Here is a 24,287-nt window from a genome sequence, read left to right as displayed (position 1 = left end):
TCAGAGCGCCAGCTCCGGCTTGACCCGCTGCACGGTCCAGATCCGTTGCGCGCGGGCGGCCCGCGAGGTGGCGAGGAGGGCCACGGCGAGCCAGACGAGGAGCACGACCACGTCGCGCAGGACGAGGGTGGACAGGCCGCCGTACATCAGCTGGCGGAGGCCGTCGACGGCGTACCCCATCGGCAGCACGTGGTGCAGCCAGTGCAGCGGCTGCGGGATCGTCTGCCAGGGGAACGTCCCGCCCGCGGTCACCAGCTGGAGCACCATCAGCACCAGGCCCAGGAACTGCCCGGCCGCGCCGAGCCATGCGTTGAGCGCGTGCACGATCGCGACGAAGGTCGCCGACATCAGGATGAGGAAGAGCAGCGTGCCGGGGAGGTTCTCGGGCACGATCCGTACGGCGAGCCCGACCACCGCCAGCAGCGCGGCCATCTGCGCGACCCCGACGAGCGCCGGCGTGAGCCAGCCGCCGAGCGCGACCCGCAGCGGCGTCTGGTTGGCCGCCATCGCGCGCCGGGACAGCGGACGGACGAGCAGGAAGAGCACGTAGCCGCCGATCCAGGCCGCGAGCGACATGAAGAACGGAGCCAGCCCGGCGCCGTACGATCCGGCCTTGGCCTGGGACACGCCCCGGATGCCGACCGGGTCACCGATGGTGCGGGCGATGCGGGAGCGCTGGTTGTCGGTCACGTCGGGGATCGAGGCGACGCCGTCGGAGAGCTTCTGGGCCAGCGTGCCGCTGCCGGCGGCGAGCTGTCCGAGCCCGCTGTCGAGCTCCGCGGCACCGGCCTGCAGCCGGCCGGCGCCGGCGCTGACGTCGTCCGCACCGTGGCGGGCCTGACGGATGCCGCTGACCAGGGCGGGCGTGGCGTCGGCGAGCGTGCGGGCGCCTGCGGCCACCTGGCCGGCCCCGGTGGCGAGTGCGTCGAGCCGGGCCGAGCCGCGGGCGACGGCGGCGTCGGCGTCGTTCACCGGTGTGGCGAGCTGGTCGTAGACGTCGAGCAGCTGGTTCTGCTGGGCGTCGGTGAGGCCGAGTGCCGACATCCGGTTCTCGAGGTCGACGCGTCGGTCGTAGTAGGCGTTCTTCGCGGCGATCGAGAAGGCGCGCAGGTTGTCCCCGACCGCGGCCAGCTTCGCGTCGCCGTTCGCCACCGCCTGTGCTCCGTCGGCCAGCTGGGCGGTCTGGGCGGGCAACGAGGCCGTCCGCTGCTGCAGGGTCGCCAGCCCCGACGCCAGCTGGGTGCTCCCGGCGCGGAGCCGGGTCGCGCCCCGGTCGAGCTGCGCGGCGCCGGACGCGGCGGTGTCGAGGCCGTCCTTCAGGGTCTGCGCGCCGTCGGCGGCCTCCTGCAGCGAGCCACGGATCCGGCCGAAGCCCAGCAGGAACTGCTCGGCCGCGGCGCTGCCGACCCGGCTGGCGATCGCGTCGCGGACCCGGGCGGTGACGGTGTCCGCGATGGTCGTGGAGAGATAGGAGTTGGCGTCGTTCGTGGTCATCGTGAGCCGCGCCTGCTCCGGGTCGAAGCGCGCGGAGGAGGTGAGCGCGGCGGAGAAGTCGGCCGGGACGGTGAGCGCGAAGTCGTACCTCCCCTCCCGTACGCCGTCCCGCGCCCGGGCCGCCCCGACCTCGTGCCAGTCGAAGGAGCCCTGCTCGACCAGCTCGGCGGCCACCTCCTGGCCGGCGTTGATCTGCTTGCCTGCGGGGTCGGTCGAGCCGCGGTCGAGCACGACGAGCGCCGCCGGCACCTGGTCGAGGTTCTGGTAGGGATCGTGGTTGGCGTAGAGGTAGAGGCCGCCGTACAGGGTCGGCACGAGCACCAGCGCCAGCACCGCGATCCGGGCGAGCCGGCCGGCGGTGATCCGCTGCAGCTCGGTGAGCGCCATCCTGATCGAGGTCATCGGTCGTCCTCCGTCGTCCGGGGCTCGTCGTCGTCGGGCTCGGCCCCCGTGAATTCGGCCCCCGTGAACTCGGCGTTGCCGAACGGCACCGTGCGGATCCCGGGGTGGTCGCGCTCGACGTGCCGGGCGATTCCGGTCGACATGGTCGCGAGCACGCCGAAGCCGGCGTCGGCGAGTGCGATCGCGTCCTCCAGCCACGCCTCCGGATCGATGCCGTTGCGCTCGGGCAGCGCCAGCACGAGGAACTGCACGCCGGGCCGCAGCGACGCCAGCCGGGCCAGGGCGAGGGTGCGCAGCCCTGCGGGGAGGTCCTCGATCCGGTCGTCGCGGTGCGGGCGCAGGCCGTTCGTGGTGAGCCAGTGGTCGACCGGTCCGCGACCCGCGGGCCTGCCGGCCATCGCGAGCTCCTCGCCGACGACCGTGGTCAGCGCGCTGACGTCGTCGGGCTCGCTCACCCCGGGCACGTCGACCAGCGCGACCTGCCGCTGCCGCGTCGCGGCGGACGCGTCGCCGTCGACGTCGACCTCGCCCCGGGCCTCTGCCAGCCGTCCGCCCAGGGCCAGGGCGAACAGCGTGTGCCGGTGGCCGGGGTCGCCGTGCACGGCCACGATCTCGCCGGTGCTCACCGACGCCGTGGTCGGGGCGAGCAGCATCCGCCGGCCGTCGCTCACCCAGACGCCGGCCGCGTGCAGCGTGCTCATGCGGCGCTGGTCCCGAAGGGGAACGACGCGAGCTCGGTGTAGACGCCGTCCTCGAGGTGCAGCAAGGTCGCGATCCGCGCATGGGCCTGGATCGGCAGGGGCTCCACCACGGCGTCGTCGGGGATGGTCAGGTGCGGGATCACCAGGTCGAAGGCGCCCTCGTAGGGCGGGTACTCGGGAAACAGCTGGTGCAGGCCGTGGGTCAGCCGGCTGAACGCGCTGACCGGCTCGGGGGAGAGGTAGCGCATTCCGCTGGGGAAGGTGCAGATCTGGGTGAGCTCGTAGGCGAAGGGCATCTCGCCGGCGAAGAACTCCTCGAGCTCGGCCAGCTCGCCCGCGGTGGGAGCCGGCTGCTGGCCGAACGGCGCGAGGATCGTGATGTGTGCCCAGGGCACGATGTCGCGCGCCTCCGGGACCAGGACGACGACCCCGGTGATGGTCGGGAGGTACGACTGCGTCACGCCCGCAGCGTAGTGGCCGCGAGTACCTTCTCACCCATGAACGCGGGCCTCCCCGACACGCACGGCCACCACCACCATGCGGCCGGTCGGGCCGAGGACCGCCGGCGGCTCGTCCTGGTGCTGCTCGTCACCACCGGGGTGCTGCTGGTGGAAGCGGTGGGCGCGTGGGTGTCCGGGTCGCTCGCGCTGCTGGCGGACGCGGGCCACATGCTCACCGACGCGGCCGGCATCGTGGTCGCCCTGCTCGCCTCGCTGCTCGCGGCCCGGCCGGTCACGCCCCGGCGTACCTATGGCTTCCACCGGGCCGAGATCCTGGCCGCCCTCCTCAACGCGCTCGTGCTGATCGGCGTCTGCGCCTACCTGGCGTACGCCGGGACGAGGCGACTGGTCCACCCCGCCGACGTCGACGCCGGCCAGATGCTGTGGTTCGCCGGCGTCGGGCTCGCCGCGAACCTGGTGTCGCTGCTGCTGCTCACCTCGCGCAGGGACGCGTCGCTGAACATGAGGGGCGCGTGGCTCGAGGTGCTCGGCGACACCCTCGGATCGGTGCTCGCGATCGTCGCGGGCGTGCTCGTGCTGACCACGGGGTTCCTGCGGGCCGACTCGATCGCGTCCCTGTTGATCGCGGCGATGGTGCTGCCCCGCGCCTGGGCCCTGCTCGGTGAGGCCGGCGCCGTGCTCCTCGAGGCGGCGCCCCGCGGGGTGGACGTCGACGAGGTGCGCGACCACCTCCGGGAGGTGGGTGGCGTCGTGGACGTGCACGACCTGCACGCCTGGACCATCACCAGCGGCATGCCCGCGCTGTCCGCGCACGTGACCGTCACCGAGGCCACCCTCGGTGAGCGCGGCGTCGGGCCGATCCTCGACGACCTCACCGGCTGTGTGGCGCGCCACTTCGGGATCGACCACGCCACCTTCCAGGTGGAGCCGGAGTCGCACCGCGACCACGAGCACGACACCGAGCATCCCTGAGCACATTTCCCGCAGAACCGCCCTCACTGGTCTACATCGGGCAAAACCGCCCGTAACCCCTCTTCTTGGCGTGCGTTGAGTCACATGTCTCGGGACGACATTTCGGTCTCAAACGGAGATTTCGCCACAGAACGGGAGCAAACAGTGTTCAAGCAGATCAGCCGGATCGCCCTCGCGGTCCTCGTCACCCTCGCCGTGGGCGCCGGCCTGACCGCGACCGCCGGTGCGGCCGACGCGGCGCGGATCGCCTCGGCCACCTCCTCGTGTGCGAGCCAGCAGAGCGCGGTCGCCCAGGCGCAGCACAAGGTCGCCAAGGACAAGAAGCAGCTGAAGAAGGCCAAGCGGCACCACCACAAGGCCGCCGCGAAGAAGGCCCGCAAGCACCTCAAGCGCGACCGCCGCCACCTGGCTGCCGCCCGGAGCGCCTACAACGCCTGCATGAACCAGTCCTCCCCGAGCCCGAGCCCGAGCCCGGCCCCCGCGCCGACCCCGGCCCCCTCGAACCCCGTGACCGACCAGTGCAACGCGATGGCCGGCCAGCTGACCTCCCAGGACCCGACCGGCACCTTCGCCTCCGGCTCGGCCGCCTTCTGCGACCTGCTGGGCCAGCTCGCCGCGAGCAGCCCGAGCACCGACCCGGTGGCGCTGTGCAACCAGCTCGCCGCGCAGGACCCGACCGGCCAGTTCGGCCAGCTCTGCACCGTGCTCGGTGGCTCCAGCCTCCCCGGCCTGCCGACTCCCGGCACCAGCGGCGGGGTCATCGGCGGCACGCTGGAGGGCATCTGCGACCAGATCGCCGCCCAGGACCCGACGGGTCAGCTCCAGCAGCTGTGCACCGGACTCGGCTCGCTGCCGATCTGAGCAAGCTCCCTTCAGGACGCCCGGCACGCCACGCGTGCCGGGCGTTCGCCTTGCCCGACGACGTCCGGGCCGAAAGGGCGGGCGGGTCCGGACGCTGATCAGTCCAAGTAGCTGCGTGCGCCGGAGTACTCGGCGCGCAGCGGGGGCGCCGAGAACGACACGATCTGCACCGGCTGCCCCGTGCGCGGCGCGTGGATCATCAGCCCGTCACCGACGTACATCGAGACGTGGTGGACCAGGCCGTGAGCGGCGTAGAAGAGGAGGTCGCCGGGTTGGCGCGTGGTCACCACCCGGCCGTGCTGCGACTGGGGCAGGGCATCGCGCGGGGTCGTGATCCCGTGCACGCGGTGGGACAGCCAGGTCAGGCCGGAGCAGTCGAGGCCGAAGCCGGAGAGGCCGCCCCAGAGGTACTGCAGGCCGAGGAACGACTTCGCCGTGCGGACGACGCCCGCCCGGCTCGGCGCGATCGCAGGCTGGTTGCGGTCGTGGACGACGACGGCCGCGGTGGGCAGGCGACGCACGCTGCCGCGCGGCATCGTCACGCGCACGTAGCCGGGCACCTGCTCGACGACGGGAAGGTTCGTCCCGAAGCTGACCTCCACGACCCGGCGCGCGGCGCTGTCGTCGGTGCGGACCCAGGCCGTGCGCGAGGTGACGGTGGCGAGCTGGGCAGCCGCGCGCGGCGGTGTCGCGGTGATCTGCCGGCGGGGCACCCACCCGGGGTAGCCGCGCGGGTCCTTCTGGCTGGGCTGCGAGGGCACCACGACCTTCGCCCAGTGCGGGCGGAGCCGTACGACGACCACCCGGTCGCCCAGCAGCGCCTCGGTGTCGCTGCGCAGGTCGAGCGCACGCCGCTGCGACAGCGACATCGCCCCCAGCCAGGCGCGGAACCGCACCGGCGCCGCGAGCGCGGGCGCGTCGACCGGCCAGGGTGACCCCGGTGACTGCCAGAGCCGCGCGACCGACACGGAGACCCAGGCACTCCCGCCCGCGGTGAGCGCCGCCTGCCGAGCCGGCGGCGCGACCGCCGTCGCGGCGGGCGCGGACGGGGTCGTCCCGGAGCCGGCCGCGGTGTGCGTGGGGCTCGGGGCAGCCGAAGGCGCGCTGCCGCACGCGACCGCGACGGTCAGCAGCAACGCGGTCAGAGCGGCCCGGGCGGTGTGCCTGTTCATGGCGTCCTCGCTTCCTTGCGCCGCCGCAGCCGCGGCCAGCCCACCGACAGGTCGACGATCCCGGCGACGACCGTGGACAGAGCCAGGACGAGCACCAGCACGTGGTCCACGTTAAGCCAGACCAGGAACAGGAACGAGCTCAACAGCAGGTACAGGCTGCCGGCGGCGACGTACGCGAGTGGTCGCCGGCGCGGCGCCTCGGTGTGCGGCATCTGCTCGCCCCCGCTCGCCGTCCGGACACTCCTCGGTCCACGTATAGCCCCGCGACGGTGCGGGCCGGATGAGGCTTAGGTCCCGGCCAGACGATCCGTCGGCCGCTGACGCAGGAGCGGCAGCACTGGCACCGTGGAGGAATGAGGCACAGCGACGCAGCTGAGCGAGTCGTGCACGCCCTGGAGGACGAGGGCCTGCTCGCGTCCGGCACCGAGGAGCGCTCCCGAGCGATCGTGGAGCGCGCCCTGGCGGGGCCTGCTGCCGGAGACGGGGCGCCGGCGATGCCGAAGCTGGTCGAGGTGGTGGCCTACCTCGGCGCCGCGCTCGTGCTGGCGGCGGGCTTCCTGTTCCTGCTGCGCTCCTGGGACGACCTGGGCGACGTCGGGCAGGTGTCCTTCCTCGCGGCGGTGGCGGTGGTGCTCGGCGTCGGGGGCGTCGTCACGGCTCCTCGGGGTGAGCGGGTCGCGGCCGACGTACGGCGTCGGCTGGGTGGCACCCTGCTGACCGGATCCGCCGTGGCGGCCGGCTTCACGGTCGGTGTCGCGCTCGACGTGTTCACCGACCTGGGTGCCGATGGGATCTCCTGGCCGCTCGTCGCCGGCGGGCTCGTCACCTGCGCCGGCGCCGCCCTCGGGTACCGCGTCAGCTCGACGGCGGTCGGCCTGCTCGGCATGGTCGTCGGCGTCCTCGCCGCGGTCACCGAGATCGGCAGCTCGCTCGCGGACCAGCCGGCGCGGGAGTCGCTCGGGGTGGGCACCGGCATGTTCGCGGTGGCGGCCGTCTGGGTGTTCCTGACCGAGCACGGCGCCTTCGAGCAGGTGCGCGTCGCGCGAAGCCTGGGTGTGGTCACCGCCCTGTTCGGCGCGCAGGCCGCTGCGGTCGACGGGCTGCGCTGGGTCGGCTACCTGTACTTCGTGGTGGTGGTCGCGGTCGGCGTGTGGCTCTACCTCACCCGGCTCGACTGGCCCTATCTCGCCGCCGCCGTCATCGCGGTCACCCTCGTCGTGCCCGAGGCGGTCAGCGACTGGACCGAGGGCTCCCTCGGTGTCGTCGGCGGCGTCCTGGTCGCCGGCATCACCCTCCTCACCGCCTCCTTCGCCGGCTACCGCCTCCGCCACCGCGACACCACTTGACGTCGAGTTGGGGGTTCGTCCCCGTCGAGTAGGGGCTTCGTTCCCGTTGAGTAGGGGCTTCGTTCTGCCCGCGGATACGGAACCCCCTGGTCTACGGCACGAACCCGCGATTCAACGGTGCACAACTCCCCACTCGACGGGAACGAAATCCCCATTCGACGGGATGGGTCAGCCGGCGGCGGCGAGGCGGACGCCCTGCTCGATGGCGCGCTTGGCGTCGAGCTCGGCGGCCACGTCGGCGCCGCCGATGAGGGCGACCGTGCGGCCGAGGGCGACCAGCTCGTCGTACAGGTCGCGGACCGACTCCTGTCCGGCGCAGACCACGACGTGGTCCACGTCGAGCACCCGGGGCAGGCCGTCGACGGTGACGTGCAGCCCGGCGTCGTCGATGCGGTCGTACGTCGCACCGCTCACCTGCTCCACACCCGCCTGCTTGAGCACAGCCCGGTGCGCCCAGCCCGAGGTCTTGCCCAGCCCCTTGCCGATCATCGAGGTCTTGCGCTGCACGAGGGTGACCTCGCGGACGGGTTCGCGCGACTTCGGCGCCGTGAGCCCGCCGGGGTGGAGCGACGGGTCGCCGACGCCCCAGTGGGCCAGCCAGTCCTCGGTGGTCTCGGTGTCGTCGTGCGTGAGGAAGTGCGCGACGTCGACGCCGATGCCGCCGGCGCCGATCACCGCCACTCGGCGGCCCGCGACCACCTTCCCGTCGAGGAGGTCGGCGTAGGAGACCACCTTGGGGTGGGAGATCCCGGCGATGTCGGGCATGCGGGGCTCGACGCCGGTGGCGACGACGACCTCGTCGAAGCCCTCGAGGTCGACGGCGGTGGCCACCGTGCCGAGTCGGACGTCCACGCCGAGGACCTCGAGCCGGCGGCGGAAGTAGCGCAGCGCCTCGGCGAACTCCTCCTTGCCCGGGATCCGCATCGCCAGCCGGAACTGCCCGCCGAGCTCGTCGCGCTTCTCGAAGAGCGTGACGTGGTCGCCGCGCTCGGCGTACGAGACCGCGGCGCTGAGCCCGGCCGGCCCGCCGCCGACGACGGCGACCCGACGCGGTCGCATCACCGGCTGGAGCAGGATCTCGGTCTCCCGGCCCGCGCGCGGGTTCATCAGGCAGGAGGCCTTGCGGTTCTCGAAGGCGTGGTCGAGGCAGGCCTGGTTGCAGGCGATGCAGGTGATGATCTCGTCCTCGCGCTCAGCCGCGGCCTTGTTGACGAAGTCAGGGTCGGCCAGCAGCGGCCGCGCCATCGACACGAGGTCCGCGGTGCCGTCGGCGAGGAGCCGCTCGGCCAGCTCGGGGGTGTTGATCCGGTTGGAGGCACAGACCGGGACGCCGACCTCCTGCTTCAGCCGTGCGGTCGCCCAGCTCCACGCGCCGCGCGGCACCTGGGTGATGATCGTGGGCACCCGCGCCTCGTGCCAGCCGATGCCGGTGTTGATCACGGTGGCGCCGGCCTCCTCCAGGAGGTGCGCGAGCGTGACCACCTCGTCCCACGACTGCCCGCCCTCGACCAGGTCGAGCAGGGAGAGCCGGTAGACGATCGGGAAGCCGTCGCCCACGGTCTCTCGCGTGCGGCGCACGATCTCGACGGGGAAGCGCATCCGCTTCTCGGCGGTGCCGCCCCACGCGTCGGCGCGCTGGTTGGTGCGGGCGGCGAGGAACTGGTTGATCAGGTAGCCCTCGGACCCCATGATCTCGACGGCGTCGTACCCGGCCCGCTTGGCCAGCCCGGCCGCCCGCGCGAAGTCCGAGGCGGTGCGGTCGACGCCGCGCGTGGACAGCGCGCTCGCCTTGAAGGGGTTGATCGGCGCCTGCGTCGCCGAGGCGGAGACCGAGAACGGGTGGTACGCGTAGCGCCCGGCGTGCAGGATCTGCAGGGCGATCGCGCCACCCTCGTCGTGGACCGCGCCGGTGACCTGCTTGTGCCGCTCGGACTGCAGTCGGGTCGTCAGCTCGCTGGCGAACGGCTTGAGCCAGCCGCGCTTGTTCGGCGCGTAGCCGCCGGTGATGATCAGGCCGACCCCGCCGCGGGCCCGTGCCGCGAAGTACGCCGCCAGCTTCGGCACGTCCCAGAAGAAGTCCTCCAGGCCGGTGTGCATCGAGCCCATGACCGCGCGGTTGCGCAGGGTCAGGTCGCCGATCGTGATCGGCTCGAGGAGGTGGGGGTAGCGGGTCATGCGGTGTCCTTCGTCCGGTGGGCGTCGAGGTACTCGGTCAGCCAGGCGATCCAGAAGGTCTCCTGGAGGATGCCGCCGCGGAGCACCAGGTAGGTGTCGAGGTCGGCGCCGTCGAGCCGGTCGGGCTCGGGATAGTCACGGGCGGCGAGCGACTCGTAGTGCGCGAGCCTGGTGCGGTGGTCGGCGAGCAGCTCGGCGACGTCGGCGAGCAGGGCCGCGCGGTCGCCGTACGACGCCCCGCGCAGCTTCACCGCGATCTCGCTGCGGAAGGCGGGCCGCGGCGTGGTCGTGGCGATCCAGTCGGCCAGCGCGGTGCGGCCGGCGTCGGTCACGGAGTACTCGCGCTTCTCGGGCCGCCCGGACTGCTCGACGACACGGGCGGTGACCCAGCCGTCCTGCTCCATCCGACGCAGCACCCGGTAGATCTGCTGGTGCGTGGCGCTCCAGAAGAACCCGATCGACCGGTCGAAGCGTCGCGCCAGCTCCAGCCCGGCGGCCGGACGCTCGCTCAGCGAGACCAGGAGGGCGTGTTCGAGGGCCACGGGAGCACTGTGCCCTCCGCACCTGACCATGTGCAACTAGTTGCATAGGTGGTGCTCGTCACTTGGTAGATACCCCTAGGGGGTATATGATGCCGGCATGGACCACAGCGAGCACCACGCACCGCACACGACCGCCTCGAGCCGGGCGGCCTGGCAGACGGCGATCTCGGCGACCCTGCACTGCCTCACCGGCTGTGCGATCGGCGAGGTGCTCGGGATGGTGCTGGCCACCTGGTGGGGTTGGTCGAACCTGCCCAGCATCCTGCTCGCGATCGTGCTCGCCTTCTTCTTCGGCTACCTGCTCACCTTCACCTCGGTACGCCGGCACGGCCTCACCCCGGGTGCGGCGATCAAGGTCGCTCTCGCCGCGGACACCGTCTCGATCGCGGTGATGGAGCTGATCGACAACGCGTTCATCGTCGTCGTACCCGGTGCGATGGATGCCGGACTCGTCGACCTGCTGTTCTGGTCGAGCCTGGTCGCCTCGCTGGTGATCGCCTTCGCCGTCACCGTGCCCGTGAACCGCGCGATGATCGCCCGCGGTCGCGGGCACGCGGTGGTCCACTCGATGCACTGAGGGCGTCGCGCACGAGGGCGCGCGCTGACGACAGCATCACCTTCTTCGCCTCCGCGCGGCTGAGTCCGGCGACGTCGACGAGCCACACCAGCGACTCGATGCCGACGGCGCTGCGCACGGCGATCGCGAGGCGGTGGATCTCGGCGCGGGAGAGCTGGGCCTTCGCCGGCGCGAGCGCGTCCTCGAACCAGCCGATCGCGCGGCCCTGGCGCAGCGGGAGCTGGCTCGGAGTCGTCGTCGGCTCGAGCGAGAGCCGGAGCATCGTGCGCTGCTGGGGCTCGGCGTCAAGGGTGCTGTCGAGGAAGGTCCTGACGGCGGAGAGCAGGCGGACCTCGGGGTCGTCGCCGATACCGGTCGGCAACAAGGACACGAGATCGATCTCGGGGTGGGCTGCGACGAGCAGCTCCTCCTGGCTCCGGAAGTAGCGGTACGCGGTCGTCCGCGAGACGCCGGCGGCCAAGGCTGTCTCCTCCACCGTCGGGGCCGCCCCGCCCAGGGAGATCAGCTCGCGCGCCGCTGCGATCAGGTCGTTGCGGGTGCGCTGCTTCTGTCGGGTGCGGCCCGACTCCTCGTACGCCGTTGACACGACACTCACGGTACCGTAGTTTCGTCATGGGACTCCAGTCCCATAAACGAGCGGAGGCTCTCATGACCTTGGTGGCAACGGTGCGCAACAGCGGCGAGAGCGAGCAGCGCTGGTTCTACGGCGGTGGGCTGATGACTTGGCTGGCCACGCCGGAGGAGACCGGAGGCGACTTCTTCCTCTCCGAGTTCGTGGGCGAGAAGGGCAAGGTGACGCCGATGCACGTTCACCCGGCTGCGCACGAGACCTTCTACATCCTCGACGGCGAGATCCTCCTCGACATCGACGGCGAGAAGCACTCGCTGTCGACCGGCGGCGTCGCCGTCGTCCCGCGGGGAGTGCCGCATGCCTTCATGGTGACCTCGCCGACGATGCGGTCCCTGACCATCCAGACGCCGGGCACCGACGAGGCGTTCTACCGGATGGCCAGCGAGCCGGCTCTGCCCGGAAGCGAGCCAGTCCCCGTCGACTTCGACCGGATCCGGGAGGCCGCGCTGCGTACCGGTGCGATCGAGATCGTCGGGCCGCCGCCGTTCGAGCCCTGAGGCCGACCACCGGACGGTGCCCCGGACTGTGACAGTGGATCTGTCATGATCCGCGCATGAGCTACGCACTCGGTCAGGGCACGGGTCCGCTCGCGGGCATCAAGGTCGTCGAGATCGCCGGCATCGGCCCCGGGCCGCACGCGTGCATGCTGCTCGCCGACCTCGGCGCGGACGTGATCCGGATCGAGCGGCCGGGCGGGCAGATGCTGACCGGCGGGTCGCACGACCTGCTCAACCGCGGCCGGCCCAGCGTGGCCCTGGACCTGAAGAACCCCGAGGCCGTCGAGACCGTGCTCCGCCTGGTCGAGGACGCCGACGTGCTGGTCGAGGGCATGCGTCCCGGAGTCACCGAGCGGATCGGCATCGGTCCGGACGCGTGCCTGGCGCGCAACCCGCGGCTGGTCTACGGCCGGATGACCGGCTGGGGCCAGACCGGCCCGTGGGCGTCGGCGGCGGGCCACGACATGAACTACATCGCGATCACGGGCACGCTGTTCGGCCTGGGTCAGGTCAAGGAGAAGCCGCAGTTCCCGACGAACCTGGTCGGCGACTTCGGCGGCGGCTCGACGTACCTGGTGATCGGCGTGCTCGCCGCCCTCCTCGAGGCGCGGGTGAGTGGCCGGGGACAGGTCGTCGACGCGGCGATCGTCGACGGCACGGCCAGCCTCAACGCGATGGGGGCGGCCTTCCTGGCCAGCGGTACCTTCAAGGAGGAGCGGGCGGCCAACCTGCTCGACGGCGGCGCGCCGTACTACGACATCTACGAGACCGCCGACGGCAAGCACATGTCGGTCGGAGCATTGGAGCCGCAGTTCTACGAGGCGTTCGTGGACCTGCTCGGCATCCGTGACGCGGCGCCCGACCGCTACGACTTCGACCGGGCCGAGGAGCTGCGGGCGGTCATCGCCCAGCGGTTCAAGGAGAAGACCCAGGCGGAGTGGTCGGCGGTCTTCGACGGCACCGACGCCTGCGTCGCGCCGATCCTCCCGATGAGCGAGGCCGTGCACCACCCGCACATCGAGGGGCGAGGCACCTTCGTGGAGAAGGACGGCCTCGTCCAGCCGGCACCGGCCCCCCGGTTCTCCCGCACCGAGGCCACGCTCGGCCTCCCGCCGGCCCCGGCCGCCGGCGCCCACACCCGCGAGGCGCTGGCCGCGTGGGGCATCGAGGACGTCGAGAAGCTGATCGAGTCCGGCGCCGCGGTCCAGGCCTGAGGGGCGGATAGTCCGGCACGTTCGGCATGTGTTCCGGGCGGAATTCGATGCCGAACGTGCCGGACTATCCGCGCGTCCGCTTCACGCCAGCGCGATGGTCGCGTCCCGCACGAAGTCGGGGTCGGTGAGGCGGTCGCCGTACAGGTCGCGCAGCTGGCCCATCCGGTAGCGGACGGTCTGCGGGTGCACGAACAGGGCGGCGGCGATCTCGTCGCGGCGGCCGTGGTGGCGCAGCCAGGCCGCGAAGGTGTCCGCCAGCTTCTCGGCTGACGCCGGTCGCAGGTCGCCGAGCGGAGCGAGCGCACGCTCGCGCAGGTCGGCGAGGGCGTCGGCGTCGGCGGTGCGGACCAGCTCGGCGAGGTGGGTCTCGGTGTCGCCGAGCAGGCCGAGGCGCTGGGCACGCAGCGCCCGCAGGTACGACGCCCGCACGGCCGTCCACGGGCGTGCCGGTCCGACCACACCGTCGGCGTTGCGCAGCACGCGGAGCAGGGTCGAACGCCCGCGCACGGAGGCGACCGGCACCAGCAGCACGGTGAGCCCGCTGTCGATGTCGAGGACCGGCACGTCCTCGGAGAGCTGGAGCAGGCGCGGGTCGAGCCGTGCCTGCACCGAGCGGACCTTGTCCTCCGGGAGGATCACCGCGACCAGCAGGTCCGGGGGTGCCCAGTCCGCGCGCTCCGCCGCCCCGACCAGGTCGGCCTCCGGCGCACCCTCGAGGAGCCGGATCGCCAGGCGCTCGAGGCGACGCTGCCGGAGCCGGCCCGAGGTCGCCAGCTCGTCGGCGTGGCCGCTGACGCTGGCGTCGGAGAGCTCGTCGATGTAGGCGAAGACCAGCTCGGCGAACCGCGCCGTGATCGTCGCGGACAGACCGGCCGCGACGGCCACCTCGCTCATCTCCCGCCATGCGACGCGCGCCCCGACCCGGTAGGCGCGGGCGAGGGCATCCATGCTCCGCCCGCTCCGGGCCTCGCCGCGACCCAACGCGTACGCCGCCTCGAGCACCGTCTCGATCTGGTCGCCCGCGTCGATGCCCTCGCGGCGTGCGGCGAGGTCGAGGAAGCCCTCCAGCGCGACCTTCACGGCCACCTCGATGTTGCGGCCCATCTGGCCCCGGAACGGGTCGCTGTAGCTCGGCACCTCGTGGATGACGGCGGCGATCACCTGCTCGGCGACCGAGGTGATGTCGCGACGCATCGCGCCCACCACGGGTGCGGGCAGCCGCAGGGCCATCGTCTCGCGTTGTGGCATCGCCTCTCCTTTGTTCGCAGAGAACAAAAGTAGCCGATGGATTCACGTGGAGAGGTCATCTCTTTGACTCGACGGGCAGACAGACTGGACCCATGACCGACACGATCGCGCGGCCGACGGCGCTCCGGCACCCGCTGCGGGACCGCCTCGCCCAGATCGCCCAGGCGGCGACCACCCCGCTCGTCCCCGACGACTACCTCGACCTGTTCCACCCGCTGCGCCGCGGCGCCCAGCTGCGCGGGCGGGTCGTCGAGGTCGTGGCCGAGACCCGTGACGCCGCGACCCTGGTGATCCGTCCGGGTGCTGACTGGGCCGGGCACGTGCCCGGGCAGTACGTGCGCGTCGGCGTCGACGTCGACGGCGTCCGCCAGTGGCGGGCCTACTCCCTGACCCACGGGCCGCGCCGCGACGGGTTCATCTCGATCACCGTCAAGGCGGTGCCCGGCGGCACCGTGAGCCCCTTCCTGGTGCACCACACCCGACCGGGCACCCTCGTGCACCTCGAGCAGGCGAGCGGCGACTTCGTGCTCCCCACCGCGCCCGACGGCCCCGCTGCCGGCACGTTCCTCTTCGTCACCGCCGGCTCGGGCGTCACCCCGGTGATCGGGATGCTGCGCAACCTGTTCCCGTCGACCGACGAGGGCGTCGTCGTGCTGCCCCGCAGCCGCGACCTGGACATCGTGGTCGTGCACGTCGCACCCAGCGAGCCGGACTCGATCTTCCTGCGCGACCTGCAGGCCCTCGACCAGGCCGGGGCGGTCCGCCTCGTGGCCCGGTACGACGACCAGCACGGCGTGCTCGACGTGGCCGACCTCGCCGACCTGGTCCCCGACCTCGCCGAGCGCACCACCTACGCCTGCGGGCCCGGCGGCCTGCTCGAGGCGATCGAGCAGCACCACGCCGCGGCGGGCCTCCCGCTCCAGACCGAGCAGTTCCGGGCGACCACCGTGGTGGTCGGCGAGGGCGGCGAGGTGACCTTCGGCCGGACCGGCGCGGTCGTCGAGGCCGACGGCAGCACGCCGATCCTCGAGGCCGGCGAGGCCGCCGGTGTGCTGATGCCCTCGGGCTGCCGCATGGGCGTCTGCTACAGCTGCGTCACGCCCCTGCTCAGCGGCGCCGTGCGCGACCTGCGCAGCGGTGACCTCACCACCGCCGTCCCGGGGGAGACCGACCCCGGTGGAGTCCTCGTCCAGACCTGCATCAACGCGGCCGCCGGCCCGTGCACCTTCGACCGCTGACCTCGACCACCAACCCCGGAGGTTTCGAGGCTCGCCAGCTCGCACCTCGACCACCGGCGAAAGAGGAGACACCATGACCACGATCCAGAAGAAGTCCGACAACCCGATCGCCCACCTCACCGCGGAGGACATCGAGCAGCTCGGACGCGAGCTCGACGCGATCCGCGCCGAGGTGATCGAGTCGCGCGGTGCCGCCGACGCGGCGTACATCCGCACGATGATCAAGACCCAGCGCACCCTCGAGCTCGGCAGCCGGATCGTGCTGCTCGCCTCGGTGTTCCCGCCGGCCTGGCTGCTCGGCACGGCGGGCCTGAGCGTCGCGAAGATCCTCGAGAACATGGAGATCGGCCACAACGTCCTGCACGGCCAGTGGGACTGGATGCGCGACCCGAAGATCCACTCCACCACCTGGGAGTGGGACATGGCGACCCCGGCCAAGGACTGGCAGCACTCGCACAACGAGCTGCACCACACGTACACGAACGTGATCGGCAAGGACAACGACCTCGGCTACGGCATCTCGCGCGTCGACGAGGAGCAGCCCTGGCACCCGATGTACCTGGGCCAGCCGTTGTGGAGCTTCATCAACGCGGTCTTCTTCGAGTACGGCATCGCGGCGTACGACCTCGAGCTCGGCGCGACGATCAAGAAGAAGAAGCTCAAGGACCCCGAGTTCCAGCGCCGGCTCAAGGGCGTGCTCCGCAAGATCCGCAAGCAGGCCACCAAGGACTACGTCGTCCACCCGGCGCTCTCGATCCCGACCGGGTCGTTCCTGCCCACCCTGGCTGCGAACTTCACCGCGAACATCGTCCGCAACCTGTGGAGCAACTCGATCATCATGTGCGGCCACTTCCCCGAGGGAGTCGAGACCTTCGAGAAGCGCTCGATCGAGGGCGAGACCAAGGGCGAGTGGTACCTGCGCCAGATGCTCGGCGCGGCCAACATCTCCGGCGGCACGGCGATGCACATCGCCAGCGGCAACCTGAGCCACCAGATCGAGCACCACCTGTTCCCGGACCTCCCGAGCAACCGGTACGCCGAGGTGGCCCCCAAGGTCCGGGCCCTCTTCGAGAAGTACGGGCTGAACTACCACGCCGCGCCGTTCCCGAAGCAGCTCTACTCCGCGTGGCACAAGGTGGTCCGGCTCTCGCTGCCCAACGGCTGGCTCGAGCACACCACCGTCTCGAACCTCCCGCAGCAGCTGGTCAAGCTCTACAAGATGACCACGGGCGGGCCGAAGGTGCGCCGCGCGATCGTCGCCATGGACCGGCGCGCGGCGAACGACCGCCGCATCGCCGCCTGACCTCGGAGGCCGGCGCCGCGTCGCTCACGACCGGGCCAGAGTCCGAGTCGCGGGCCGGTCCGCCGGTGGGCCTACGTCGCGCCGGCCCCTTCGGCCGATTCGTCGCCCTCGCCGGCGGCCTCCTCGAGCGAGCGCACCTGCAGGGCGAAGACCTCCTTGCGCAACGCCCCGACGTCCGAGACCGGCTCGTCGAACACGACGACCAGGTCCTCGAGCCGGGCGGGGTTGGCGGTCGGCCGGAGGAACTCGACGCGGCCCGGCACGGCGAAGTCGACCGTGCCGAGCCGGAACTCCGCGACCACCTCCTGCGGGCCCATGAGGATCCGGTCAGCGGCCCCCGCGGCCACGGCGCACCGGACGCCGCCCTCGCTCACGTCGACGAGGCTCCCGTTCACCACGTGGCTCTGCTCGCCGCCGACCGTCCGGATCGCCACCGGGCCGGACGCCGCCGTGCGCTCGGACCGTCGGCGCTGCTGCGTGTACGCCGGTCCGGTCACCGCCAGCGACCACCGCGCCACCGGCCCGTCGCTGTGCACGGCGAGGATCCGCGTCGGCAGCACCATGACGACGCCGTCGGCGTCCGCCCAGGTGACGGTCACGTCGGCGCCGGTGCCGATCACCTCGTCGGCCGGGACGTCGCGGGGCTGTGCCACGACGAGCAGACCGTTTCCGAGGTCGCGGACGGTGCTGGGGTGCTCACGACCCTCGGGGTCGCGCAGGACGACCGGGTCGCCGAGATCGGGGTGCTGCTCCACGGGAAGAACCTACGGCACGCGCGTCGGCTCCCTCACCGCCCCGGGATGATGTGCAGCCACGGGCGGCTGAGCTCGAACTGTCGGCCGCTGATCTCGGTCGGCCGGATCTCGACCACGTCGTACTTCAGGGTCGGCACCCACGGGCGCAGCGGAACGTTCTCCGCGCGGTGCTCCTCGTCCTCGCCCAGGTGGCGCGCCACCCCCCGCAGCACGACGCTGCGGGCGTGGTGCTCGTCGAACTCGTCGATCTCGAAGGCCACGTCGGGGTTCATCTCCACGCCGAGCAGCTTGCTGCCCTCGGCCGTGCGGAAGAGCAGCGTGTCGTGGTCGACCGCGTAGTTGATCGGGGTCAGGTGCACCTCGCCGGCGAGGTGGAACGCGAGCCGTCCGAACTCGTTCGCGCGCAGCATGTCCCAGCACTCGTCGGTCGTCATCACGCCGATCGGCTCGTCTTCGCTCATCGGGGGGCACCTCCTGCCGTCGTACCTCGAGGTTAGGCGAACCGGCGGTCTCCGTGCGGAGTCCTTGGTCCCCCGTTGTCGGACCGTGTGGCCCGTCGGGAGCGATCGAGGGCCGCTGCCGGCCCGGCTGGGTGAGGTAGGCCACATCCCGCGCCCCATTGACCTTGACAGTACTGCTGTCACAATGGCGAGGGCGCTCCGCAGGGCCTTCCCCCTGCCTCGCGGCGCCTCGCTGCTCCACCTTCCACGCTTGATCTCCAGGCTCGTTCTCCGGGCTCCACCGAAAGAGTTGGGACTACTCATGGCACAACCTGAAGCGCTGGTGTACGACGCCATCCGCACCCCGCGGGGCAAGGGCAAGAAGGACGGGTCGCTGCACGGCACCAAGCCGGTCGACCTCGTCGTCGGGCTGCTGGACTCGATCCGCGAGCGCAACCCGAACCTCGATCCGAACCGGATCGACGACCTGGTCCTCGGCGTCGTCTCCCCGATCGGCGACCAGGGCGGTGACATCGCCAAGACGGCGGCGCTGGCGGCCGGCCTGCCCGACACGGTCGCGGGCGTGCAGCTCAACCGTTTCTGCGCCTCGGGTCTCGAGGCGGTCAACCAGGCAGCCGGCCGCGTCCGCGGCGGCTTCGAGGACCTCATCCTCGCCGGTGGCGTCGAGTCCATGTCCCGCGTGCCGATGGGCTCCGACGGCGGCGCCTGGGCGTCCGACCCCCACACCGCCTTCCAGACCTCGTTCGTGCCCCAGGGCATCGGCGCCGACCTGATCGCCACGATCGAGGGGTGGAGCCGTGAGGACGTCGACACCTACGCCGCCGAGTCCCAGGCCCGTGCCGCCAAGGCGCAGGCCAACGGCTACTTCGACGGGTCGGTCATCCCGGTGAAGGACCTCAACGGCCTCACCGTGCTCGACAAGGACGAGTTCATCAAGCCGGGCACCACGGTGGAGACCCTGGCCGGGCTCAAGCCGTCCTTCCAGATGCACGGCGACCTCGGCTTCGACGACGTGGCGCTGCAGAAGTACCACTGGATCGAGAAGATCAACCACGTCCACCACGCCGGCAACAGCTCCGGCATCGTCGACGGTGCGGCGCTGGTCGCGATCGGCAACGAGCAGGTCGGCACCGACCTCGGGCTCACGCCCCGGGCGCGGATCATCGCCACCGCGGTGTCCGGCTCCGACCCGACGATCATGCTCACCGGCCCCGCGCCTGCGGCCCGGAAGGCCCTGGCCAAGGCCGGGCTCGAGGTGGGCGACATCGACCTCTTCGAGATCAACGAGGCGTTCGCCGCCGTCGCGATGCGGTTCATGCGCGACATGGGCATCACCGACGAGATCACCAACGTCAACGGTGGCGCGATCGCCATGGGCCACCCGCTGGGCGCGACCGGCGCGATGATCCTCGGCACGCTCATCGACGAGCTCGAGCGGCGCGACCTGCGCCGCGGCCTCGCCACGCTCTGCGTCGGCGGCGGCATGGGCATCGCCACCATCGTCGAACGGATCTGACCGAGGAACGAGGTCGGATCCGTTCATCGGTGGTTGAGCAGCGTCCGCGGGTGAGGAACGAACCCGCGAAGAGCGTGCCGAAACCTGGTGACCGATCCGGCCAACGCAACCCAAGACTTCGAGAACGGAAAAACCCATGACTGAATCAGCAGTGCGCTACGAGAAGGACGCCGACGGGATCGTCGTCCTCACGCTGGACGACCCGACCGCCAGCGCCAACACGATGAACGAGCTCTACGGCCGTTCGATGGAGGAGGCGGTCGCCCGCCTGGAGTCCGAGAAGGACTCGATCACCGGAGTGGTGGTCACCTCCGCGAAGAAGACCTTCTTCGCCGGCGGCAACCTCGAGGACCTGCAGTCGGTCCGGGAGGACCAGGCGCAGGAGATCTTCGACAAGAGCCAGGCGATCAAGGCCCAGCTGCGGCGCATCGAGCGCCTCGGCGTACCCACCGTCGCCGCGATCAACGGCGCCGCCCTCGGTGGCGGCCTGGAGATCGCGCTCGCCTTCAACCACCGGATCGCCGCGGCGGGCCGCTACGAGATCGGCCTGCCCGAGGTCACCCTCGGCCTGCTGCCCGGCGGTGGCGGCGTGACGCGCACCGTGCGGCTGCTCGGCATCCAGTCGGCGCTGATGGACGTGCTGCTGCAGGGCCAGCGCTACAAGCCCGAGGCGGCCCAGGCCAAGGGCCTGGTGCACGAGGTCGTCGAGCCCGACCAGCTCCTCGCCGCGGCGAAGCAGTGGGTCCTGGACAACCAGGACAACGACGCCGCGAAGGCGCAGCCGTGGGACCAGCAGGGCTACAAGATGCCCGGCGGTACGCCGTCGCACCCGGCCCTCGCCGGCATGCTCCCCGCCTTCCCGGCGACGCTGCGCAAGCAGCTCAAGGGCGTCCGGATGCCTGCTCCCGAGGCGATCATGGCCGCCGCGGTCGAGGGCGCCCAGGTGGACTTCGAGAACGCCGGCACCATCGAGTCGCGCTACTTCGCCTCGCTGGTCACCGGCCAGACCGCGAAGAACATGATCCAGGCGTTCTTCTTCGACCTGCAGGCGATCAACTCCGGCTCGCTGCGGCCGCGGGGCGTGGAGAAGTTCCAGCCCAGCAAGGTGATCGTGCTCGGCGCCGGCATGATGGGCGCGGGCATCGCCTACGTCTGCGCGCGGGCCGGCCTGGAGGTCGTGCTCAAGGACGTCTCGATCGAGGCGGCCGAGCGCGGCAAGGCGTACTCGCAGAAGATCAACGACAAGGCGGTCTCCCGCGGCAAGCTCACCCAGGAGAAGTCCGACGAGCTGCTCAACCGGATCCTGCCGACCGACAACCCGGCCGACGCGAAGGGCTGCGACCTGGTCATCGAGGCGGTCTTCGAGGACCCGTCGCTCAAGCACCAGGTCTTCGCCGAGATCGCCGAGCACATCAACGCCGACGCGCTGCTGTGCTCGAACACCTCGACCCTGCCGATCACCGAGCTGGCTGCCGGCGTCGACCGGCCGGCCGACTTCATCGGCCTGCACTTCTTCTCGCCGGTCGACAAGATGCCGCTCGTGGAGATCATCCGCGGCGCGGAGACCACCGACGAGACCACGGCGAAGGCGATCGACATCGTCCAGCTGATCAAGAAGACGCCGATCGTGGTGAGCGACAGCCGTGGCTTCTTCACCTCGCGCGTGATCGGCACGCAGATCAACGAGGGCATCTCGATGCTCGCCGAGGGCGTGCACCCGATGAGCATCGAGCGGGCGACCACGATGGCCGGCTACCCGGTCGGTCCGCTCCAGATCAGCGACGAGCTGAACATGGAGCTGATGTACAAGATCCGCAAGGCCTCGAAGGACGCCGTCGAGCGCGAGGGCGGCACCTGGGTGGCCCACCCCTCGGAGCAGGTCATCGACACGATGATCGAGATCGGCCGCTCCAGCAAGCTCAAGGGCGCCGGCTTCTACTCCTACGACGAGAACGGCAACCGCGCCGGTCTCTGGGAGGGCCTGGCCGAGACGTTCCCGCCGGCCGAGGAGCAGATCCCGTTCGAGGACATCGCCGACCGACAGCTGGTCGTCGAGGCGATCGAGACGGTCAAGTGCTTCGACGAGGGTGTCCTGCACTCCGCCGCCGAGGCCAACATCGGCTCGATCTTCGGGATCGGCTTCCCGGCGATCACCGGCGGCGCGATCCAGTACATCAACGGCTTCGAGGGCAGGACGGGTCGCGGCCCGGCCGGGTTCGTGGCCCGGGCCCGCGAGCTCGCCGCGAAGTACGGCGAGCGCTTCGAGCCGCCGGCCAGCCTGGTCGCCGTGGCCGAGCAGGGCGGCACCTTCCCGGCCTGAGCAGTTCAGGGGTCTCGACCCGCCGTTCACCGGGCTCGCACGCTCGCCCGGTGAGGCTCGCTCGACCTCCTCGCGTCGCCCGGGCCACTCGTACCTCGTGGCCCGGGCGGCTCGGACATTTCAGACATTCTTCTGCGACGCCGGGGTCGGTCGGGGAGAATGCGGGGGTGGAGCGCGACCAGAGCCGACGCGAGCGGATCCGTGTGCGCGGACTGTGGGTGCGCTTCGGGTCCGTCGAGGCCGTCCGCGGCATCGACATCGTCGCGTACGCCGGCCGCGCGACCGCCCTGCTGGGCCGCAACGGAGCCGGCAAGTCGACCACCATGCGGGTGCTCGGTGGGGTCATCCCGCCGACCGCGGGCGAGGTGCTCGTCGACGGCGTCGAGGTGCGCTCCGACCCGCTCACCGTGAAGCGGGCCACCGGCTACTGCCCCGACGTCGGCGGGCTCGTCCCGCGGGCCACGCCCTGGGAGCACCTCCAGCTCGCCGCACGCCTGCGCCGGATGGAGGGCTGGGAGACGCGTGCCCAGGACCTGCTCGAGCGCTTCGAGCTCGGTGATGCCGCGCACCGCGTGACCGGCGGCTTCAGCCACGGCATGGGCCGGCGGCTCTCGGTCGTGCTCGCGGCGTTCCACCAGCCCGGGGTGCTCCTCCTCGACGAGCCGTTCGACGGTGTCGACCCGCTCGGGGTCGAGGCCACCCAGCAGGTGATCGACGACGCCAAGGCGCGCGGCGCGGCCGTGCTGGTCTCCACGCACCTGCGCGACCTGGCGATGGAGGCGTGCGAGGACGCCCTGGTCCTCCGGGGCGGGTCGACCGTCGCGTCGATGGACGCCGACGCCCTCGTGGGGGAGGCAGGGGCGCGTGCGTACCGAGCACTCCTGGACTGAGGTCGGCCGCGGCCTGGTCGACCTGCGCGCCCTGCTGGCGTTCCGGTCCGCCGGGCTCAACCGGCGATCGCGCAGGCGCCTGCGCATCGCCGGCGGCACGGTGCTGCTGCTGACCGTCGCCGCGATCGTCGTGCCGGCGTACCTGCGGGCGCCGCTCCACAGCCGTGACGCGGGCAAGTTCGTCGCGATCCTGCCGACCCTCTACCTCGGGTTCCTCGTGCTCGCCGTGCTCGCCGCGATCGCGTCGGGCGGGGGTCGCGAGGTGGTCCCCCGCGAGCAGGCCGTCGCGTTCCCGGTCTCCAGCGTCACCGAGCACTTCGGCGCGCTGCTCCTGGCACCGCTCAACATCGCGTGGCTGCTGCAGGCGTGGACGATCATCGCGCTCACCACGTACGTCGTCGGACCCACCGCGCTGGTCGCGGCCGCCGTGCCGCTGCTCGCCTGGATCGGGTTCGCGACCGCGCTCGGCCAGGCACTCGGCTGGGTCTTCGAGGGCATCCGGCGCGGACCGCACGGCATCCTGGTCGCCCGCCTCATCGCCGCCACCGCGATCGGAGCCGTGGTCGTCGTGGTGCTCGCGGACCAGCTCGTGCCGCTGCTGGACCGCAGCCCGACCGTGCAGGTCTACCTCGCCGCGGCGTACCCGAGCGGGCACCAGTGGACCGCCTGGGCGCAGGTCGTGGCGGTGCTGCTGGCGATGCTGGTCGGAGCCACCCTGCTCGGCCTGCTGCCCGCCCGCTGGGCCCTGCACCGGCCGCTGCGCGAGGAGCTCCGCCTGGAGTCCGGCCACATCGAGCCGCGGCCGAACCCGCGCTCCGACCTGCGCGCGATGGTGCGCATCGACCGGGCCTCGATCTGGCGCGCCGTGCCGCTGCGACGCGGCCTGATCGTGCTCGCGTTCATGCCCGGGCTGGTCGCCCTCGCCGGCCGGCTCGAGTGGGACATGGTGACGATCCTCCCCGGGCTGGTCGCGTCCGGTGGCGCCCTGCTCTTCGGCGTCAACACCTGGTGCCTGGACGGGCGGGGCGCCCTCTGGCGGGACAGCCTCCCCGTCTCGGCGGGCATCGCCTACTACGCCAAGGTGATCGTGCTCTTCGAGGTGCTGCTCGCGGCCGCCGGATTCACGATCATGCTCGCCGCCCTGCGTGCCGGTACGCCGACCGCTGCCGAGCTCTGCTCCGCCCTCGCCGCGGCGGTCGTCGTGGCGAGCCAGGTGGTGGCCACCTCGATGCGGTGGTCGGTCGAGCGGCCGTACGCGATGGACATGCGCAGCGCCCGGGCGACCCCGGCGCCGCCGGTGGTGATGGCCGGCTACAGCGCCCGCCTGGCCCTGAGGACGACGGTCGTCGGCCTGCTCTTCTCCGCGACCGCGCTCGCCGACAGCTGGACGATCCCGGCCCTGGTCGCCGTACCGCTGCTGTCTTGGTCGGCCGTGCGACTGGTGCGCACCGCGGCCCAGTGGGCCGTTCCCGAGGTGCGCGCCCGGGTCGTGTCGGTCGTCGCGACCTAGG

General features: G+C 71.9%; 23 protein-coding genes. 12 read left to right on the top strand and 11 right to left on the bottom strand.

Annotation, left to right across the window (positions count from 1 at the left end):
- The 3 genes from EFL26_RS17855 to EFL26_RS17845 are packed head-to-tail and all read right to left on the bottom strand — an operon-like array spanning position 1 to position 3,058.
- Positions 1-1,896: a YhgE/Pip family protein gene (locus tag EFL26_RS17855; RefSeq protein ID WP_123224267.1), complete on the bottom strand. Its 1,896-nt coding sequence runs from the start codon at positions 1,894-1,896 to the stop codon at positions 1-3.
- A complete protein-coding gene (locus EFL26_RS17850) occupies positions 1,893-2,597 on the bottom strand; it encodes a hypothetical protein (protein ID WP_123224266.1) in 705 nt (234 codons plus the stop codon). Before EFL26_RS17850 ends, EFL26_RS17855 begins: the two co-directional genes overlap by 4 nt.
- Positions 2,594-3,058, bottom strand: a complete 465-nt coding sequence (locus tag EFL26_RS17845; RefSeq protein WP_123224265.1) for a 2'-5' RNA ligase family protein — start codon at positions 3,056-3,058, stop codon at positions 2,594-2,596. The genes EFL26_RS17850 and EFL26_RS17845 overlap by 4 nt, the downstream gene beginning before the upstream one ends.
- 36 nt (positions 3,059-3,094) lie before the next feature.
- Here EFL26_RS17845 and EFL26_RS17840 point away from each other — a divergent pair, with 36 nt between their 5' ends.
- A complete protein-coding gene (locus EFL26_RS17840; protein ID WP_123224264.1) occupies positions 3,095-4,030 on the top strand; it encodes a cation diffusion facilitator family transporter in 936 nt (311 codons plus the stop codon).
- Positions 4,031-4,174: 144 nt separating this feature from the next.
- Positions 4,175-4,891, top strand: a complete 717-nt coding sequence (locus tag EFL26_RS17835; protein WP_123224263.1) for a hypothetical protein — start codon at positions 4,175-4,177, stop codon at positions 4,889-4,891.
- Between the two features lie 98 nt (positions 4,892-4,989).
- On the opposite strand, the gene EFL26_RS17830 is transcribed toward EFL26_RS17835, so the two are convergent.
- Positions 4,990-6,063: a C40 family peptidase gene (locus EFL26_RS17830; RefSeq protein ID WP_123224262.1), complete on the bottom strand. Its 1,074-nt coding sequence runs from the start codon at positions 6,061-6,063 to the stop codon at positions 4,990-4,992.
- The gene (locus tag EFL26_RS17825; protein WP_123224261.1) at positions 6,060-6,275 is read right to left on the bottom strand and encodes a hypothetical protein; all 216 of its coding nucleotides are present in this window, start codon (positions 6,273-6,275) and stop codon (positions 6,060-6,062) included. Before EFL26_RS17825 ends, EFL26_RS17830 begins: the two co-directional genes overlap by 4 nt.
- Before the next feature lie 141 nt (positions 6,276-6,416).
- Here EFL26_RS17825 and EFL26_RS17820 point away from each other — a divergent pair, with 141 nt between their 5' ends.
- The gene (locus EFL26_RS17820; RefSeq protein WP_148046762.1) at positions 6,417-7,409 is read left to right on the top strand and encodes a DUF2157 domain-containing protein; all 993 of its coding nucleotides are present in this window, start codon (positions 6,417-6,419) and stop codon (positions 7,407-7,409) included.
- 168 nt (positions 7,410-7,577) lie between these two features.
- On the opposite strand, the gene EFL26_RS17815 is transcribed toward EFL26_RS17820, so the two are convergent.
- Positions 7,578-9,584: an NADPH-dependent 2,4-dienoyl-CoA reductase gene (locus EFL26_RS17815; RefSeq protein ID WP_123224259.1), complete on the bottom strand. Its 2,007-nt coding sequence runs from the start codon at positions 9,582-9,584 to the stop codon at positions 7,578-7,580.
- Entirely contained in the window at positions 9,581-10,126 is a 546-nt protein-coding gene (locus EFL26_RS17810; protein WP_183408248.1) for a PadR family transcriptional regulator, read from the bottom strand. Before EFL26_RS17810 ends, EFL26_RS17815 begins: the two co-directional genes overlap by 4 nt.
- 97 nt (positions 10,127-10,223) lie before the next feature.
- Here EFL26_RS17810 and EFL26_RS17805 point away from each other — a divergent pair, with 97 nt between their 5' ends.
- The gene (locus EFL26_RS17805) at positions 10,224-10,703 is read left to right on the top strand and encodes a DUF4396 domain-containing protein (protein WP_123224257.1); all 480 of its coding nucleotides are present in this window, start codon (positions 10,224-10,226) and stop codon (positions 10,701-10,703) included.
- Here EFL26_RS17805 and EFL26_RS17800 read toward each other — a convergent pair.
- The gene (locus EFL26_RS17800; protein WP_123224256.1) at positions 10,633-11,289 is read right to left on the bottom strand and encodes a TetR/AcrR family transcriptional regulator; all 657 of its coding nucleotides are present in this window, start codon (positions 11,287-11,289) and stop codon (positions 10,633-10,635) included. The genes EFL26_RS17805 and EFL26_RS17800 overlap by 71 nt on opposite strands.
- 62 nt (positions 11,290-11,351) lie before the next feature.
- Between EFL26_RS17800 and EFL26_RS17795 the strand changes: the two genes are divergently transcribed.
- Both EFL26_RS17795 and EFL26_RS17790 read left to right on the top strand, forming a co-directional pair.
- Positions 11,352-11,831, top strand: coding sequence for a cupin domain-containing protein (locus tag EFL26_RS17795; protein ID WP_123224255.1), 480 nt, complete (start codon positions 11,352-11,354; stop codon positions 11,829-11,831).
- 56 nt (positions 11,832-11,887) lie between these two features.
- Positions 11,888-13,045 (top strand): CaiB/BaiF CoA transferase family protein, encoded by a 1,158-nt coding sequence (locus EFL26_RS17790; protein WP_123224254.1) that lies wholly within the window; start codon positions 11,888-11,890, stop codon positions 13,043-13,045.
- Positions 13,046-13,126: 81 nt separating this feature from the next.
- On the opposite strand, the gene EFL26_RS17785 is transcribed toward EFL26_RS17790, so the two are convergent.
- Positions 13,127-14,293, bottom strand: coding sequence for a PucR family transcriptional regulator (locus EFL26_RS17785; RefSeq protein ID WP_183408247.1), 1,167 nt, complete (start codon positions 14,291-14,293; stop codon positions 13,127-13,129).
- Positions 14,294-14,385: 92 nt separating this feature from the next.
- Here EFL26_RS17785 and EFL26_RS17780 point away from each other — a divergent pair, with 92 nt between their 5' ends.
- Entirely contained in the window at positions 14,386-15,531 is a 1,146-nt protein-coding gene (locus EFL26_RS17780) for a ferredoxin reductase (RefSeq protein WP_123224252.1), read from the top strand.
- A gap of 73 nt (positions 15,532-15,604) precedes the next feature.
- On the top strand, positions 15,605-16,834 hold the full coding sequence (locus EFL26_RS17775; RefSeq protein ID WP_123224251.1) for a fatty acid desaturase family protein: 1,230 nt from the start codon (positions 15,605-15,607) through the stop codon (positions 16,832-16,834).
- Positions 16,835-16,905: 71 nt separating this feature from the next.
- On the opposite strand, the gene EFL26_RS17770 is transcribed toward EFL26_RS17775, so the two are convergent.
- Complete coding sequence (locus EFL26_RS17770; protein WP_123224250.1) at positions 16,906-17,589, bottom strand: PilZ domain-containing protein; 684 nt, start codon at positions 17,587-17,589, stop codon at positions 16,906-16,908.
- Positions 17,590-17,621: 32 nt separating this feature from the next.
- A complete protein-coding gene (locus EFL26_RS17765) occupies positions 17,622-18,050 on the bottom strand; it encodes a pyridoxamine 5'-phosphate oxidase family protein (RefSeq protein ID WP_123224249.1) in 429 nt (142 codons plus the stop codon).
- A gap of 301 nt (positions 18,051-18,351) precedes the next feature.
- On the opposite strand from EFL26_RS17765, the gene EFL26_RS17760 reads away from it, so the two are divergent.
- From EFL26_RS17760 to EFL26_RS17745, 4 genes are all read left to right on the top strand, one after another.
- Positions 18,352-19,566, top strand: coding sequence for an acetyl-CoA C-acetyltransferase (locus EFL26_RS17760; RefSeq protein WP_123224248.1), 1,215 nt, complete (start codon positions 18,352-18,354; stop codon positions 19,564-19,566).
- 136 nt (positions 19,567-19,702) lie between these two features.
- Positions 19,703-21,886, top strand: coding sequence for a 3-hydroxyacyl-CoA dehydrogenase NAD-binding domain-containing protein (locus tag EFL26_RS17755; RefSeq protein ID WP_123224247.1), 2,184 nt, complete (start codon positions 19,703-19,705; stop codon positions 21,884-21,886).
- A gap of 167 nt (positions 21,887-22,053) precedes the next feature.
- Positions 22,054-22,776: an ABC transporter ATP-binding protein gene (locus tag EFL26_RS17750; protein ID WP_183408246.1), complete on the top strand. Its 723-nt coding sequence runs from the start codon at positions 22,054-22,056 to the stop codon at positions 22,774-22,776.
- Positions 22,751-24,286, top strand: a complete 1,536-nt coding sequence (locus EFL26_RS17745; RefSeq protein ID WP_123224246.1) for a hypothetical protein — start codon at positions 22,751-22,753, stop codon at positions 24,284-24,286. Before EFL26_RS17750 ends, EFL26_RS17745 begins: the two co-directional genes overlap by 26 nt.
- Position 24,287: the final 1 nt, after the last annotated feature.

Source organism: Nocardioides pocheonensis (assembly GCF_003725535.1).
Classification (GTDB): Bacteria; Actinomycetota; Actinomycetes; order Propionibacteriales; family Nocardioidaceae; genus Marmoricola; species Marmoricola pocheonensis.
This window is presented reverse-complemented; position numbering and strand designations above follow the sequence as displayed.